This is a genomic window from Reyranella sp. GW821-FHT12G01, from assembly GCF_058806575.1.
The window spans coordinates 674,222-688,889 of record NZ_JBXAPV010000003.1 but is presented as its reverse complement, the minus strand read 5'-3'; the positions used below and the strand labels follow the sequence as shown (position 1 = coordinate 688,889).

Below are 14,668 nucleotides of genomic sequence, written 5' to 3'. Positions count from 1 at the left end.
GCGGGGCCCGCCCTGCGCCCAAATTCCGCCGCGCGGCGGGTATTGACTGCACCCTTGAACCGGAGCCTCACTGGCATATGGCCGACGCCCTTCCGCCTCCCGAGCGTTCGATCCCCACGCAGTCCATCCCCGTGCAGTCCACGCCGCGCTGGCCCTGGATTCTGGGCGGCCTGGTGGGGGGCTTCTTCCTGCTCGCCGCCGGTCTCGGCCTCGGCTGGTACCTTTTCTACCGTCCGATCGTGAACGTAGCGGTCCAGTTGCCCGCGCCACCGGCTCCCCCGGCGCCCGCCGGTCCGGATGCAGCGCAGGTCAAGGCGCTCGAGGAGCAGATCGAGAAGCAGAAGGCCGCCAACAAGCAGATCGAGGACCAGATCGCGACCTTGAAGGAGCGGCTGCGCGCCGACGTGTGTACGGCGAAGGATCCGGCGGGCAAGGCGCCGCCCGCATCGACGCCTGCACCCGCGGGTCAGAAGACTTGAGCGGGAAGATCTCGCCGCAGTCCTAGGCGCAGACCTAAACGTAACAAAAGAATCGTTGCTCAATACAACAGCTAGCTTCACTCTGCCCTGACAGTGCAATAGGTCGGGCGGGGGAGCGTGAAGCTGGCTGTAACTCGATGGTGGGGAGCGGCGTCGGCGGTCGGCTTGGCCGTTCTGACGGGTGCTTGCGACCTCAGGCGGGCTCCCGTGCTGGATCCCAAGGGTCCTATCGCTCTGGCAGAGCGCGACCTCCTGTTCGATGCCTTCTGCGTGATGATGCTGGTGATCGTTCCGATCATCATCCTCACCCTGTGGTTCGCGTGGAGGTATCGCGCCTCCAACACCAAGGCCAAGTACACGCCGACCTGGTCCACTTCGGTCAAGCTCGATGCCCTTACCTGGTTCGTGCCGACCCTGATCGTCATCGCCGTCGCCGTGCTGCTGTGGCGCAGCACCCACCGGCTCGATCCCTACCGTCCGCTGGAATCCAAGGAAGCGCCGTTCGACGTCCAGGTCGTGGCGCAGGACTGGAAGTGGCTGTTCATCTATCCGGAACAGGGGATCGCGGTCGTGAACCAGCTTGCCTTCCCGGCGGGCCGGCCGGTCAGCCTGCGCATCACCTCCGACACGGTGATGAATTCCTTCTACGTGCCGCAGCTCGCCGGGCAGATCTACGCCATGGCCGGCATGCAGACTCGCCTGCAGATGCTGGCGGACCAGCCCGGCAAGTTCGTCGGCCGCAACAGCCAGTACAGCGGCGGCGGTTATTCCGATCAGCATTTCGAGGTGCTGGCCATGACACCGGCCGACTTCGACGCCTGGGTGGCGCGGGCCAAGCAGAACGGCACCGCGCTCGATGCCAACGCCTACAAGGCGCTGGCGGCCAAGAGCCGGGCCAACCCCATCACCTATTATTCGACGGTCGAACCCAAGCTGTTCGACTCGATCATCGACAAATACAGGCACAGCGGCCATGCGCATCCTGCGCCGGCCGGGAGATAGTTGATGTTCGGCAAACTGACGATCGACGCTCTGCCGTTCTACAGCCCCATCGCCGCGGGCGGCGCCGCCGTCACCGTGGGCGGTGCGCTGCTGGTCGCGGCCGTGCTGACCTACCTGAAGGCCTGGAAGTATCTCTGGACCGACTGGCTGACCAGCGTCGACCACAAGCGCGTCGGCATCATGTACATCGTGCTGGCGCTGATCATGCTGCTGCGCGGCTTCGTCGACGCCCTGATGATGCGTGCCCAGCAGGCGATGGCGTTGAACGGCGGCGGCTACCTGCCGCCCGAGCATTTCGACCAGATCTTCAGCTCGCACGGCACCATCATGATCTTCTTCATGGCGATGCCGTTCATGACGGGGCTGATCAACGTCATCATGCCGCTGCAGATCGGCACGCGCGACGTGGCCTTCCCGTGGCTGAATGCCGTCAGCCTGTGGCTGGGCGCGGCCGGTGCGGCACTGGTCATGGTCTCGCTGGTGATCGGCAAGTTCTCGACCGCGGGCTGGACCGGCTATCCGCCTTACTCAGGCATCGACTACAGCCCCGGCGTCGGCGTCGATTACTGGATCTGGGCGATCCTGATATCGGGCGTCGGCTCGACCATGTCGGGTATCAACTTCATCGTGACGATCCTGAAGCGCCGCGCGCCGGGCATGACCCTGATGCGCATGACGCCCTTCGTGTGGACCGCGCTCGTCGCCTCGGTCCTGATGGCCTTCGCCTTCCCGGCCATCACCGTGGCCTGCGGTCTCCTTGCCCTCGACCGCCTCGCCGGCATGCATTTCTTCACGAATGCAAACGGCGGCAACATGATGAACTACGTCAACCTGTTCTGGATCTGGGGCCATCCGGAAGTCTACATCCTGATCCTGCCGGCCTTCGGCATTTTCTCCGAGGTCGTGTCGACCTTCTCGCGCAAGCGCCTGTTCGGCTACGAATCGCTGGTCTATGCGACGGCGGCGATCGGCATCCTGTCCTTCACCGTCTGGCTGCACCATTTCTTCACCATGGGCTCCAGCGCCGGCGTCAACGCCTTCTTCGGCGTGATGACCATGATCATCGCGGTGCCCACGGGCGTGAAGGTGTTCAACTGGCTGCTGACCATGTATCGCGGTCGCATCGAGTTCCATCCCTCGATGATGTGGAGCATCGGCTTCATCGTGACGTTCGTGATCGGCGGCATGACCGGCGTGCTGCTGGCCATCCCGCCGGCCGACTTCTTGATGCACAACACGACCTTCCTGATCGCGCACTTCCACAACATGATCATCCCGGGCGTGCTGTTCGGCTATCTCACCGGCTACATGTACTGGTTCCCCAAGGCCTTCGGCTTCGCCTTCCACCGCGGCTGGGGGCTCGGCGCCTTCTGGTGCTGGATCATCGGCTTCTATCTCGCCTTCATGCCGCTCTACCTGCTCGGCCTGAAGGGCATGCCGCGCCGCATGGAAACCTACAACGACCCGACCTGGCAGCCCTACCTGATGGTCGCCGCCCTCGGCGCGGTGGTCGTGCTGTGCGGCATCGGCTGCATGGTGATGCAGCTCTACGTCTCGATCCGCGACCGCAACAAGACGCGCGACCTGACCGGCGATCCGTTCAACGGTCGTACGCTGGAATGGTCCACCTCCTCGCCGCCGCCGCCGTACAATTTCGCGGTGATCCCGACGGTGAGCGACCGCGAGGCGTTCCTGGAGATGAAGGAAAAGGGCACTGCCTACCAGCGGCCGGCCACCTACCAGCCGATCCGCATCCCGTCGAACACGCCGATCGGCGTGATCCTGGGCGCCTTCGCCTTCGTCGTGGGCTTCGCCATGATCTGGCACATCTGGTGGCTGGTGATCGTCTCGGGACTGATCATGCTGGGCGCCGTGATCGTGCGCTCGTCCAATGACGATCAGGAATTCACCATGTCGGCCGCCGAGGTGAAGGCCATCGAGGACGAACGATTCCGTCTCATGGGGAGCAAGCCATGAGCGTCACCCACATGAGCGAACACGAGCGCGAGGAGATCGAGACCCACGAGCAGCGGGCGCTGGGCTTCTGGCTCTACCTGATGGGCGATGCCGTGATCTTCGCCCTGCTGTTCGCGACCTACGCCATCATGATCCCCGGCACCGCCGGCGGTCCCACGGGCAAGCAGCTGTTCGACCTGAACAACGCCGCCCTCGAGACGGTGCTGCTGCTGGTCTCCAGCACGACTTTCGGCTTTGCCAGTCTCCAGTCGAAGGCCGGCAATCGTGGCGCGGTGCTTGGCTGGCTCGCCATCACCTTCCTGCTGGGCGCGGGCTTCGTGTTTCTCGAGGTGCGCGAGTTCGCCGGCATGATCGCCAAGGGCGCCGGTCCCGATCGCAGCGGCTTCCTGTCGGCGTTCTTCACGCTGGTCGGTACGCACGGCGTCCATGTCAGCATGGGCCTGATCTGGATCGTGATCCTGGGCGCGCAAGTCGCGTTGAAGGGCCTCACCTTGCCGGTCACGTCGCGGCTCTTCCGTCTCGGCCTCTTCTGGCACTTCCTCGACATCGCCTGGGTCGGCATCTTCTCCATCGTCTATCTGCCGGGACTGCTCTGATGGAACACCAAACCCCGCACGCCCTGCGTTCCTACCTGATCGGGTTCGTGCTGGCCGTCGTGCTGAGCGCGGTCCCCTTCTGGCTGGTCTACACGCACGCCCTGCCGCCGCAGCGCACGCTGCTCGTCATCGGCGTCGCCGCCGTGCTCCAGGTGCTGGTCCATCTGCGCTTCTTCCTGCACATGAACTTCACCACGACGCCGCGCGAGAACATGCTGGCGCTGGTCTTCACCGCCATCCTGCTGTTCCTCATGGTGGGCGGCAGCTTCTGGATCATGTTCGACCTGCACGCCCGCATGGCGCTCTAGCCGGCGGTCTGATGGCACAAGCCAAGTCGAAGATGACGCCACTCCTCACGTGGGAGTGGGTTGTCGGTCTGTCTCCCGTCGCGGCGACGGTCCTCGCCTACCTCGCGCTCACCAACCTGTCGCTGGAAGCGACGGCGATCGGCTTCACGGCGGCCGCGCTCGACGGGTTGTGCGCGGCCGGCCTCCCGGCCTTCTGGTGCCGCATCCCCAAGCCGGTGACCCTGCTGGCGGCGGTGCAGTTCCTGAGCTTCCTCTGGTTCATCGTGGCGTCGGCCTACATGTTCTGGCGCGTGCGCTTTGGTCCCTACCGGAAGCCCCCGGCCTACATTCCCGGCTCGTCGTCGCTCTTCGAGATGGCCAGTTGGGGTGGCATCTGGTTGTTCATGCTGATCGGCGGGCAGATCTTTCCCTATCGTGGCATGCCACTCGCCGAGCCCAGCCTGCTGTTCGCGATGCTGGGCCTCAGCCTTGCCGTCCTGTCGCTGCGCATGCTCGCGGTCAGCCTGCGGTTCCGGCAGTAGGCCGCGATGAAGCTCTTCAAGGACGAGCTTCACGAGGATTTCGGAACCTGGCCTCTCGCCTATATCCGCTACGGCGGGCCGGACTTCGGCGAGATCGCCGCGGTCGCCGAAGCCGTGGGCGACGGCGACGATTCGGCCTTTTATTCGGCATGGGTCGCCACCGGCGACCGGCTGGCGAGCGAAGCACAGGATGTCCTGGCGCGCGGCCATCGTGGTTCCGCGCGGGAACTGTTCCTGCAGGCGAGCGTCGCCTATGCCGCCTCGTATCATCTGCTGTTCGGCACGCCGGTCGATCCAAGGCTCGTGTCGGCATTCCGCAAGCAGATCGACGTCTTCGACAAGGGCCTCGCGCTGGGCGAGCCGCCGGTCCTGCCGCTGCGCATTCCCTTCGAGGGTGGATCGCTTCCGGCCTATTTCATTCCCGCCGCCGGAAAGGCCGGCACGGTGCGGCCGCTGGTCATCCAGGTCGACGGCTACGACGCCACGGTGACCGATCTCTATTTCGCGTCGGCGGTGGCGGCCTCGCAGCGCGGCTACCACTGCCTGATCTTCGACGGGCCGGGGCAGGGCGAGATGCTCTACGAGCATGGGATGCCGCTACGACCGGACTGGGAGGTTGTGGTGCGTGCGGTGGTGGACTTCGCCGTGTCGCTCCCGGGTGTCGATCCTGCGTGCATCGCGCTGAGCGGCGCGAGCCTCGGCGGTCATCTCGCCTTGCGCGCGGCGACCGGTGAGCCGCGTCTGGCCGCCTGCATCGCCGATCCGGGCCTGTGGAGCGTGGCGTCGTCGGCGCGTGTATTCGCCAGCCGCCTCGGCGCCGACCTTGCTGCCGACGCCAGCCTGTCCACGCTCGACCAAAGCGTGCTCGATACCATGTTCGGGATCATCCAGGCCGACCGAGGATTGCGCTGGAAGATCGTGCAGCGCGGCTTCTGGGCCAACGGCGCCAAAGATCTCCGCGACTATCTGCGGCTCATCGAGGGTTTTAGCCTCGAAGGCCGTATCGAGGGCATCAGGTGCCCCGTGCTGCTCACGCACGCGGAAAACGACAGCCTGGCCTCGGAGACGCAGACCGTGTTCGACGCCCTGCGCTGCCCCAGGCAGATCGTCCGGTTCACGGCGGCCGAGGGCGCGGGCGATCATTGCGAGATGGGGAACCGCTCGGTGCTGAACCGCCGCGTGTTCGACTGGCTCGACACGGTGATGGCCGCCCGCTGAACCGGTGCCCCGGCGGGCGCCTGTCCAAAAATTTCCTATGAGATTCCTATGCCGGCCGCGCGGTCGCCGGCTCGAATTCCTATGCCCTGCAGCCCTTCTATGACGGCGAAGGAGTTCCCATGCTCGACATTCTGTTTTTCGGCGGCGGCCTGGTGCTGTTCTGCCTGCTGATCGCCTACGAACGCCTGTGCCACCGGCTGTGAGGCGATCATGAGCTTCGATTACCTGCTTGGCGGCGGCCTCGCCGTCCTTTTGCTCGTCTACCTCACGGTCGCGCTGGCGCAGCCAGAGAAGTTCTGAGGCGGTCATGACTCTCAACGGCTGGGCGCAGATCGCCCTTTTCTGCGGCCTCGTGCTGCTGCTCACGCGGCCGCTCGGCGGCTATCTCGACAATGTCCTGGCGGGACGGCGCACGCTTCTGTCGCCCGTGCTGCGCCCCATCGAGAACGGCTTCTATCGCCTCGCCGGCATCGACCCGGCGGAGGAACAGAGCTGGTGGGTCTATGCCCGCGCCATGATCGTCTTCCACATCGTGGGCTTCGCGTTTCTCTACGCTCTGTTGCGCGTACAGGACCTGCTGCCGCTCAATCCGCAGGGCATGAGCGCCGTGCCGCCCGATCTCGCGGGAAATACTTCCGTGAGCTTCCTGACCAACACCAACTGGCAGAGTTACGGTGGCGAATCGACGATGAGCTATCTCTCGCAGATGGCCGGTCTCTCGGTTCAGAGCTTCCTGAGCGCCGCCACCGGCATTGCGCTGGCCGTCGCGCTGGTGCGTGGCTTCGCGCGAGCCGAATCCAAGGGCATCGGCAACTTCTGGGCCGACATGGTGCGCGCCACGCTCTATGTGCTGCTGCCGTTCTGCTTGCTGCTGACGGTCTTCTACGTCTGGCAGGGCGTGCCGCAGAACCTCTCGCCCTATGTCGAGGCGACGACGCTCGAGGGCGCCAAGCAGACCATCGCGCAGGGCCCCGTGGCCTCGCAGCTCGCCATCAAGATGCTGGGCACCAACGGCGGCGGCTTCTTCAACGCCAACTCCGCGCATCCCTACGAGAACCCGACGGCGCTCTCGAACCTGGTGCAGATGCTGTCGATCTTCGTGATCGGCGCCGCTCTCACCAACGTGTTCGGCCGCGCCGTCGGCGACGAGCGCCAGGGCTGGGCGATCCTCGCGGCCATGGGCGTGCTGTTCCTGGCCGGCGTGGTCGTCTGCTACTGGGCCGAGGCTGGCGGCAATCCGCTGCTGAGCGCGCTCGGCGTCGACAATGCCGCCGGCAACATGGAAGGCAAGGAAGTCCGCTTCGGCGCGTCCCTGTCGGCCCTGTTCGCCGTGATCACCACCGCCGCCTCGTGCGGCGCGGTGAACGCCATGCTCGACAGCTTCATGCCGCTCGGCGGGATGATCCCGCTGATCAACATGCTGTTGGGCGAGATCATCATCGGCGGCGTCGGCGCGGGCCTCTACGGCATGCTGCTGTTCGCCATCCTGGCGATCTTCCTGGCGGGCCTGATGGTGGGTCGGACGCCCGAATACGTCGGCAAGAAGATCGAGGCGCGCGAGGTGAAGTTCACCATGCTCGCGATCCTCTGCGTGCCGCTCGCGGTGCTGGGCTTCACGGCGCTGGCCGCCGTCGTCCCGGCGGGCCTCGCCGGTCCGGCCAATGCCGGCCCGCATGGCTTCAGCGAGATCTTCTATGCCTACACGTCGGCGGCGGCGAACAACGGCAGCGCCTTCGGCGGCCTCTCGGCCAACACCGTCTTCTACAACGGCACCTTGGCCGTCGCGATGATGGTCGGCCGCTTCGCCATCATCATCCCGATGCTGGCGGTTGCGGGATCGCTCGCCGCCAAGCGCAAGGCCGCGATCTCGGCTGGTACCTTCCCGACGCAGGGTGGCCTGTTCGTCGGCCTGCTGGTCGGCGCCGTCCTGATCGTCGGCGGTCTCACCTTCCTGCCAGCCCTGGCCCTCGGCCCGATCGCGGAGCATTTCGCGCTGCTGGCCGGCACGCTGTTCTAGCGAGGCGTCATCATGAGTAAGCGCGATAAATCGCAGTCCCTGTTCGACCCCGCGATCCTGAAACCGGCCCTGCTGGGCAGCTTAACCAAGCTCGACCCGCGCGAGTTGGTGAAGAACCCGGTGATGTTCACCGTCGAGATGGTGGCGCTGGCCGCCACCATCCTCACCGTGCGCGACGTCGTAACCGGCGTGGCGGGCAGCGGCTTCCAGATCCAGATCGTGATCTGGCTGTGGGTCACCGTCCTGTTCGCCACGTTCGCCGAGGCGGTCGCCGAGGGCCGCGGCAAGGCCCAGGCCGACACCTTGCGTCGCATGCGAAGCGAGACCATGGCCAAGGTCTTGCTGGGCGTCGGCGACACGTTCGAGCCGCGCCGTGCCCATACGCTGAAGGTCGGCGAAAAGGTGCTGGTCGAGGCCGGCGACCTGGTGCCGGGCGACGGCGAGATCATCGAGGGCGTGGCGACGATCGACGAATCGGCCATCACCGGCGAATCCGCGCCCGTGATCCGCGAGGCCGGCGGCGACCGTTCCGCCGTCACCGGCGGCACGCGGGTGCTGTCGGACCGGATCAAGGTCCGCATCACCGCCGAGGAGGGATCGAGCTTCCTAGACCGCATGATCGCCCTGGTCGAGGGCGCCGCCCGCCAGAAGACGCCCAACGAGCTGGCGCTCAGTGTCCTGCTGGCGGGCCTCACCCTGATCTTCGTGCTGGCCGTCGTGACCATCCCGAGCTTCGCGACCTATGCCGGCGGCGCGGTCTCCGTCGTCGTGCTGATCGCGCTGTTCGTCACGCTCATTCCGACGACCATTGGCGCGCTCCTGTCGGCCATCGGCATTGCCGGCATGAACCGGCTGGTGCGCTTCAACGTGCTGGCGACTTCCGGCCGTGCCGTCGAAGCGGCGGGCGACGTCGACACCTTGCTGCTCGACAAGACCGGCACCATCACCCTGGGCAACCGCCACGCGACGCAGTTCATCCCGGTGACCGGCGTCACCGAGGACGAGGTGGCCAAGGTGGCCCAACTCGCCAGCCTGGCCGACGAGACGCCCGAGGGCCGTTCGATCGTCGTGCTGGCCAAGGAGAAGTACGGCCTGCGCGGTGTCGACGTGGCCGACCTGCGCGCGCAGTTCGTGCCCTTCACGGCGCAGACCCGCATGAGCGGCGTAGACCATGAGGGCGCGGTGATCCGCAAAGGCGCGATCGATTCGGTGCTCGAGCATGCGCGCTCGCTCGGCATCGTGCCGCCGGCCGAGGAGGTGAACCGCATCGCCTCGACCGTCGCCAAGGAGGGCGGCACGCCGCTCGGTGTTTCCCAAAACGGAAGGATCCTGGGCGTCGTCTACCTGAAGGACATCGTGAAGGGCGGTATCCGCGAGCGCTTCGCGGAGCTGCGCGCCATGGGTATCCGCACGGTGATGATCACCGGCGACAATCCGCAGACCGCGGCCGCCATTGCCGCCGAAGCGGGCGTCGACGACTTCCTGGCGCAGGCGACGCCCGAGGCCAAGCTGCGCCTGATCCGCGAGGAGCAGGCCAAGGGCAAGCTGGTGGCGATGTGCGGCGACGGCACCAACGATGCGCCGGCGCTGGCCCAGGCCGATGTCGGTGTGGCCATGCAGACCGGCACCAATGCCGCGCGCGAGGCCGGCAACATGGTCGACCTCGACAGCGACCCGACCAAGCTCATCGAGATCGTGGCCATCGGCAAGCAATTGCTGATGACGCGCGGCGCGCTCACCACCTTCTCGATCGCCAACGACGTGGCGAAATACTTCGCCATCATCCCGGCGATGTTCATCGCCTTCTACCCGCAGCTCGGCGTGTTGAACGTCATGGGCCTGGCGACGCCGCAGAGCGCCATCCTCTCGGCCATCATCTTCAACGCCGTGATCATTGTGGCGCTGATCCCGCTCGCCCTGCGCGGCGTCCAGTACCGCCCGAGCGGCGCCGCCTCGCTGCTGCGGCGCAACCTGCTGATCTATGGAATCGGCGGCCTGATCGTACCCTTCGTCGGCATCAAGCTGATCGACGTCGTGGTCGCGGCCGCCGGCCTCGCCTGAAGGAGACTGTCATGCTTCGTCATTTCCGTGCGTCCGTCGTCATGCTGGTGCTGATGACCGTGCTGTTGGGCATTGCCTATCCGCTGGCCATGGTGGGCGCTGCGGGGGCGATCTTCCCCGGACAGGCTGCGGGGTCGCTCATCGAGAAGGGCGGCAAGGTCGTGGGATCGAGCCTGATCGGCCAGTCCTTCACCGGCGAGACCTACTTCCATGGCCGCCCCTCGGCCACGACTGACACCGATCCGGCGGACCCCACCAAGACCGTCGCCGCGCCCTACAACGCGGCCAACTCGATGGGCTCCAACCTCGGCCCGACCGCCAAGGCGCTGGTCGACAGGGTCAAGGAAGATGCCGACAAGCTCGGCAAGGGCGTGCCGGTCGACCTCGTCACGACCTCGGGCAGCGGCCTCGATCCGCACGTCTCGCCCCAGGCCGCCTCGTGGCAGGTGGCGCGCGTCGCCAAGGCGCGCAGCCTGCCGGAAGCCGAGGTGCAGGCGCTGGTGACGCAGCACACCGAGGGCCGCATGTACGGCCTGCTGGGCGAGCCGCGGGTCAACGTGTTGCAGCTCAACCTCGCCCTCGACGCGATGCCCAAGCGGTGACAATGATCCGGACGAATGGCCAGCACCGCTGACGATCTCCGGCCCTCGCCCGACGCACTCCTGAAGGCGGCGGAGAAGGAATCACGCGGCAAGCACAAGATCTTCCTCGGCGCCGCGCCCGGTGTCGGCAAGACCTACGAGATGCTCTCGGCGGCCCATCGCCGCCTGCGCGAAGGCATCGGCGTGGTGGTCGGCGTCGTCGAGACGCACCGCCGCGCCGAGACCGAGGCGCAGCTCAAGGGGCTAGAAATCCTGCCGCGCCGGTCCGTCGAGTATCGCGGCCGCACGCTCGAGGAGATGGACCTCGACGCCATCCTGAAGCGGCGGCCGGCGCTGGTGCTGGTCGACGAGCTTGCGCACACCAATGCCGAGGGCAGCCGCCATCCCAAGCGCTATCTCGATGTCGAGGAGCTTCTGGCCGCCGGCATCGACGTCTATTCGACCCTGAACGTCCAGCATATCGAGAGCCTGAACGACGTGGTGGCGCGCATCACGCGCATCCGCGTGCGGGAGACCGTGCCCGACCACGTGGTCGATGCCGCCGACGAGGTCGAGCTGATCGACCTGACACCGGCCGACCTGATCGCCCGCCTGGCCGAGGGCAAGGTCTATGTCCGCGACCAGGCGCAACGCGCGCTGCGCCATTACTTCTCGCCGGGTAACCTCACCGCCCTGCGCGAACTGGCGCTAAGGCGCACCGCCGTGCGCGTCGACGAACAGATGCGCAGCTACATGCGCGAGCACGCCATCACCGGCCCTTGGGCGGCCGGCGAACGGGTGATCGTCTGCCTCGATCCCGGACCCGGTGCGGCCAATGCCGTGCGCGCGGCCAAGCGCAGCGCCGACGCGCTTGATGCCGAGCTGATCGCGCTCTATGTCGAGACCGACCGGCACGCGACGCTCTCCGAAACCGAGCATGCGCGTCTTGCGGAGGCGCAGCGGCTCGCGGCCCAGCTCGGCGCCGAGATCGTGACCCTGCCGGGCCGCTCGGTCGTCGAGGAGATCGTGGCCTTCGCCCGCTCGCGTAACGCCACGCGGGTCGTGGTCGGCAAGTCGCGGCGGTCGCGCTGGTTCGAGCTGCGCCACGGCTCGGTGGTCGACGAGCTTGTGCGCTCCGGCTCGGGCCTCGCCGTCGAGGTCGCGCCCTCGGCCGAGGCCGAGCAGAAGAGCAGCCCGCAGGACTGGCTGCGCGATGTGCCGATGACGCCGGGGCCTTATCTCGAAGGGACTCTGGCGACAGCGGTCGCGACGGCGGTCGGCGTCCTGATCGACCGGCTGATCGTGCTGCCCAACATCTCGCTGGTCTACGTGCTGCCCGTGCTCTTCGCGGCGGCGCGGCACGGGCTGGTGCCGTCGCTCTGGGTCTCGGCGCTGAGCGTCGCCTGCTTTAACTTCTTCTTCCTGCCGCCGCTCTACCAATTCACGATCTCCGATCCCGCCAACGTGATCGCGCTCTTCCTGTTCGTGGTTGTGGCGGTCATCGCGAGCGCGCTGGCGGCCCGCACCCGAACGCAGACGGAGTCGGCGCGCCGCGAGGCCCAGACCACGGCGGGCCTCTACGCCTTCAGCCGCAAGATCGCCGGCGTCGTCGATCTCTACGATCTGCTGTGGATCGTGGTTTCGCATCTCGCCCGGCTGCTGAAGGCCGAGGTCGTCGTGCTGATGCCGCAGGACGGCGAGCTCGTGACGAAGGCGGCTTTTCCGCCGGACGGGGCGCTGAGCGACGCCGATCTCGCTGCCGCCCGATGGTCGTGGGATGCCGACCGTCCCGCAGGGCGCGGCACCGATACCTTGCCGGGCGGGCGCTGGCTGTTCGTGCCGATCCGCACCAGCCGCTCGGCGGTCGCAGCGATTGGCGTCCTGCCGCAGAAGGAAGGATATCAGCTCTCGGCCGGCGAACGCCGCCTGCTCGAAGCCGTCGGCAACCAGGCCGCCGTCGCCATCGAGCGGGTGACCCTGGCCGAGGATATCGACCAGGCGCGGCTGGGCGCGGAGCGCGAAAGGATGCGTTCCTCGATGCTGACCTCGGTGTCGCACGATCTGCGCACGCCGCTGGCCTCGATCATCGGGTCGCTGTCCAGCCTGCGCAGCTTTGGCGAACGCTACGACGCGGCGGCGCGCGAGGAATTGTTGTCGACGGCGCAGGGCGAGTCCGAACGGCTCGACCGCTTCGTCGGCAACCTTCTGGACATGACGCGGCTCGATGCCGGCGCGATCGTTCCCAGGCGCGAGGCGGTCGAAGTGGGCGATCTCGTTTCGACCGCCTTGCGACGCGCAGCACCTTTGGTGGCGGGGCACGAGGTCTCCAGCATCGTGCCGCCGGGATTGCCCGCCCTGTCGCTCGACTTCGTGCTGGCCGAGCAGGCGCTGTTCAACCTGCTCGACAATGCCGCCAAGTATTCCCCGCCCGGTGGCCGTCTCTCGGTCGAGGCGAAGTCGGCGGGCGCGCGGGTCGAGATCGTCGTGCGCGACGAGGGGCCGGGCATCGCCGAAGCGGATCTCGAACGCATCTTCGAGAAGTTCTATCGTGCCGAATCAGGCGACCGGCGCCGCGCCGGCACGGGCCTGGGCCTTGCCATTGCCCGCGGTTTGGTCGAAGCCATGGGCGGCACGCTGTTAGCGCGCAATCGGGACGATCGCAGCGGTGCGGAGTTCATGGTGAGTTTTCCGGTATCCCCGAATGACGGCTGACGGCGCCACCATCCTGATCGTCGAGGACGAGCCGCCGATCCGCCGGCTGCTGCGCACGACCCTGGCGGCGCACGACTACCGCACCCTGGAGGCCGGCACGGGCGCCGAGGCGCTGCAGGCCGTGCGGCATCACCGGCCCGATCTCGTGCTGCTCGATCTCGGCCTGCCCGATCGCGACGGGCTCGACCTGATCGGCGACCTCCGCAAGCTCGGGCCCGTGCCCATCGTGGTTCTGTCGGGACGCGGCGAGGAAGCGGCCAAGGTGGCGGCCCTCGATTCTGGCGCCGACGACTATGTCACCAAGCCGTTCGGCGCCGAGGAGCTGATGGCGCGCCTGCGCGCCGCCTTGCGCCACCGGCTGCAGGAGCAAGGCGCGGAGCGCGGCTTCACCAGCGGCACCCTGAAGGTCGATCTGGTGCGCCGGCTGGTCGAGAGGAACGGCGAGGCGGTGAAACTCTCGCCCAAGGAATACGACATCCTCGAACAGCTCGCGATCCATGCGGGGAAGGTGCTGACGCATCGCCACCTGCTGCGCGAAGTCTGGCGTGACGAGGCCGTCGATCCGCAGTACCTGCGCGTCTACATCCGCCAGCTTCGCCAGAAGATCGAGACCGATCCGGCCTCTCCGCAGCATGTCCTCACCGAGCCGGGCGTGGGCTACCGGTTGGTCTGAGGACGAGCCGGCCCGCCACGTGATCGAACGACACCACGTCGAGGCCCGCATCGGTCACGCGATCGCAAACGGCTGAAAGGCCGTTGCGGCAGGTGCATTCGCTGCCTTCGACGATCACGCGCCCCTGAGCGCCGGTCCGGCGACGCGCGGCCTGCAGCGCCTCGCAAAGCTCATCTTCGTTGGCGACATCGACGATCCACGCAAGGTCGGCGGCCTCGCCATCCGGCGACACCGCGTCGGGCCGCAGGCTGCGTACGCAGGCACAGCCACGACGCATCAGCGCGAGAAGGAGAGGCAGGGTGTGATGACCGATGACGGCAACACTCGCCGTCGAGGGCAGGTGCGCGGCCGCCATGACCTGATCGACGAGGACCGCCGAGGGATCGTCAGGGGCGGCAGACGGGATATCGAGCATGCGAAGACCTCCGGGACGCCGCCGATATGGCGGAGCGTCCCGTAGGAATTCGAGAGGGAAGGAAGCGGCCGGGCATAGCCCCGCCATAAAGGCGGGGCCGCCCGTACC

At 67.0% G+C, this 14,668-nt stretch carries 15 protein-coding genes; 13 read left to right on the top strand and 2 right to left on the bottom strand.

Annotated elements, in window-relative coordinates:
* Positions 1-77: 77 nt before the first annotated feature.
* From AC1RP5_RS28295 to AC1RP5_RS28265, 7 genes are all read left to right on the top strand, one after another.
* Positions 78-479 (top strand): hypothetical protein, encoded by a 402-nt coding sequence (locus AC1RP5_RS28295; protein ID WP_493116147.1) that lies wholly within the window; start codon positions 78-80, stop codon positions 477-479.
* A 117-nt stretch (positions 480-596) separates the two neighbouring features.
* On the top strand, positions 597-1,481 hold the full coding sequence (gene cyoA, locus AC1RP5_RS28290; RefSeq protein ID WP_493116146.1) for a ubiquinol oxidase subunit II: 885 nt from the start codon (positions 597-599) through the stop codon (positions 1,479-1,481).
* Between the two features lie 3 nt (positions 1,482-1,484).
* Positions 1,485-3,458 (top strand): cytochrome o ubiquinol oxidase subunit I, encoded by a 1,974-nt coding sequence (gene cyoB / locus AC1RP5_RS28285; protein ID WP_493116145.1) that lies wholly within the window; start codon positions 1,485-1,487, stop codon positions 3,456-3,458.
* Positions 3,455-4,054, top strand: a complete 600-nt coding sequence (gene cyoC, locus AC1RP5_RS28280; RefSeq protein WP_493116144.1) for a cytochrome o ubiquinol oxidase subunit III — start codon at positions 3,455-3,457, stop codon at positions 4,052-4,054. The genes cyoB and cyoC overlap by 4 nt, the downstream gene beginning before the upstream one ends.
* A complete protein-coding gene (cyoD, locus tag AC1RP5_RS28275; protein ID WP_493116143.1) occupies positions 4,054-4,362 on the top strand; it encodes a cytochrome o ubiquinol oxidase subunit IV in 309 nt (102 codons plus the stop codon). The genes cyoC and cyoD overlap by 1 nt, the downstream gene beginning before the upstream one ends.
* 11 nt (positions 4,363-4,373) lie before the next feature.
* Positions 4,374-4,883 carry a hypothetical protein gene (locus AC1RP5_RS28270; protein ID WP_493116142.1) on the top strand — a complete coding sequence of 170 codons (510 nt, stop codon included), beginning with the start codon at positions 4,374-4,376 and terminating at the stop codon, positions 4,881-4,883.
* 6 nt (positions 4,884-4,889) lie between these two features.
* Complete coding sequence (locus AC1RP5_RS28265) at positions 4,890-6,101, top strand: alpha/beta hydrolase family protein (protein ID WP_493116141.1); 1,212 nt, start codon at positions 4,890-4,892, stop codon at positions 6,099-6,101.
* Positions 6,102-6,136: 35 nt separating this feature from the next.
* Here AC1RP5_RS28265 and AC1RP5_RS28260 read toward each other — a convergent pair whose 3' ends face one another.
* A complete protein-coding gene (locus AC1RP5_RS28260) occupies positions 6,137-6,313 on the bottom strand; it encodes a hypothetical protein (protein WP_493116140.1) in 177 nt (58 codons plus the stop codon).
* Between AC1RP5_RS28260 and AC1RP5_RS28255 the strand changes: the two genes are divergently transcribed.
* The 6 genes from AC1RP5_RS28255 to AC1RP5_RS28230 are packed head-to-tail and all read left to right on the top strand — an operon-like array spanning position 6,312 to position 14,145.
* The gene (locus tag AC1RP5_RS28255) at positions 6,312-6,401 is read left to right on the top strand and encodes a potassium-transporting ATPase subunit F (RefSeq protein WP_493116139.1); all 90 of its coding nucleotides are present in this window, start codon (positions 6,312-6,314) and stop codon (positions 6,399-6,401) included. The genes AC1RP5_RS28260 and AC1RP5_RS28255 overlap by 2 nt on opposite strands.
* A gap of 7 nt (positions 6,402-6,408) precedes the next feature.
* Entirely contained in the window at positions 6,409-8,118 is a 1,710-nt protein-coding gene (gene kdpA / locus AC1RP5_RS28250) for a potassium-transporting ATPase subunit KdpA (protein ID WP_493116138.1), read from the top strand.
* Between the two features lie 12 nt (positions 8,119-8,130).
* On the top strand, positions 8,131-10,179 hold the full coding sequence (gene kdpB, locus AC1RP5_RS28245; RefSeq protein WP_493116137.1) for a potassium-transporting ATPase subunit KdpB: 2,049 nt from the start codon (positions 8,131-8,133) through the stop codon (positions 10,177-10,179).
* A gap of 11 nt (positions 10,180-10,190) precedes the next feature.
* Positions 10,191-10,781, top strand: coding sequence for a potassium-transporting ATPase subunit KdpC (gene kdpC / locus AC1RP5_RS28240; protein WP_493116136.1), 591 nt, complete (start codon positions 10,191-10,193; stop codon positions 10,779-10,781).
* A gap of 15 nt (positions 10,782-10,796) precedes the next feature.
* The gene (locus tag AC1RP5_RS28235) at positions 10,797-13,472 is read left to right on the top strand and encodes a DUF4118 domain-containing protein (protein WP_493116135.1); all 2,676 of its coding nucleotides are present in this window, start codon (positions 10,797-10,799) and stop codon (positions 13,470-13,472) included.
* Positions 13,462-14,145: a response regulator gene (locus tag AC1RP5_RS28230; RefSeq protein ID WP_493116134.1), complete on the top strand. Its 684-nt coding sequence runs from the start codon at positions 13,462-13,464 to the stop codon at positions 14,143-14,145. The genes AC1RP5_RS28235 and AC1RP5_RS28230 overlap by 11 nt, the downstream gene beginning before the upstream one ends.
* On the opposite strand, the gene AC1RP5_RS28225 is transcribed toward AC1RP5_RS28230, so the two are convergent.
* Positions 14,111-14,560, bottom strand: coding sequence for a hypothetical protein (locus AC1RP5_RS28225; protein WP_493116133.1), 450 nt, complete (start codon positions 14,558-14,560; stop codon positions 14,111-14,113). The genes AC1RP5_RS28230 and AC1RP5_RS28225 overlap by 35 nt on opposite strands.
* Positions 14,561-14,668 lie beyond the last annotated feature (108 nt).

Coding starts and splice junctions, on each gene's coding strand:
- AC1RP5_RS28235 (WP_493116135.1), top strand. CDS start 10,797: ATGGCCAGCACCGCTGACGATCTCCGGCCCTCGCCCGACGCACTCCTG.
- AC1RP5_RS28295 (WP_493116147.1), top strand. CDS start 78: ATGGCCGACGCCCTTCCGCCTCCCGAGCGTTCGATCCCCACGCAGTCC.
- kdpB (WP_493116137.1), top strand. CDS start 8,131: ATGAGTAAGCGCGATAAATCGCAGTCCCTGTTCGACCCCGCGATCCTG.
- cyoC (WP_493116144.1), top strand. CDS start 3,455: ATGAGCGTCACCCACATGAGCGAACACGAGCGCGAGGAGATCGAGACC.
- cyoD (WP_493116143.1), top strand. CDS start 4,054: ATGGAACACCAAACCCCGCACGCCCTGCGTTCCTACCTGATCGGGTTC.
- AC1RP5_RS28270 (WP_493116142.1), top strand. CDS start 4,374: ATGGCACAAGCCAAGTCGAAGATGACGCCACTCCTCACGTGGGAGTGG.
- AC1RP5_RS28225 (WP_493116133.1), bottom strand. CDS start 14,560: ATGCTCGATATCCCGTCTGCCGCCCCTGACGATCCCTCGGCGGTCCTC.
- cyoB (WP_493116145.1), top strand. CDS start 1,485: ATGTTCGGCAAACTGACGATCGACGCTCTGCCGTTCTACAGCCCCATC.
- kdpC (WP_493116136.1), top strand. CDS start 10,191: ATGCTTCGTCATTTCCGTGCGTCCGTCGTCATGCTGGTGCTGATGACC.
- AC1RP5_RS28265 (WP_493116141.1), top strand. CDS start 4,890: ATGAAGCTCTTCAAGGACGAGCTTCACGAGGATTTCGGAACCTGGCCT.
- AC1RP5_RS28260 (WP_493116140.1), bottom strand. CDS start 6,313: ATGATCGCCTCACAGCCGGTGGCACAGGCGTTCGTAGGCGATCAGCAG.
- AC1RP5_RS28255 (WP_493116139.1), top strand. CDS start 6,312: ATGAGCTTCGATTACCTGCTTGGCGGCGGCCTCGCCGTCCTTTTGCTC.
- kdpA (WP_493116138.1), top strand. CDS start 6,409: ATGACTCTCAACGGCTGGGCGCAGATCGCCCTTTTCTGCGGCCTCGTG.
- AC1RP5_RS28230 (WP_493116134.1), top strand. CDS start 13,462: ATGACGGCTGACGGCGCCACCATCCTGATCGTCGAGGACGAGCCGCCG.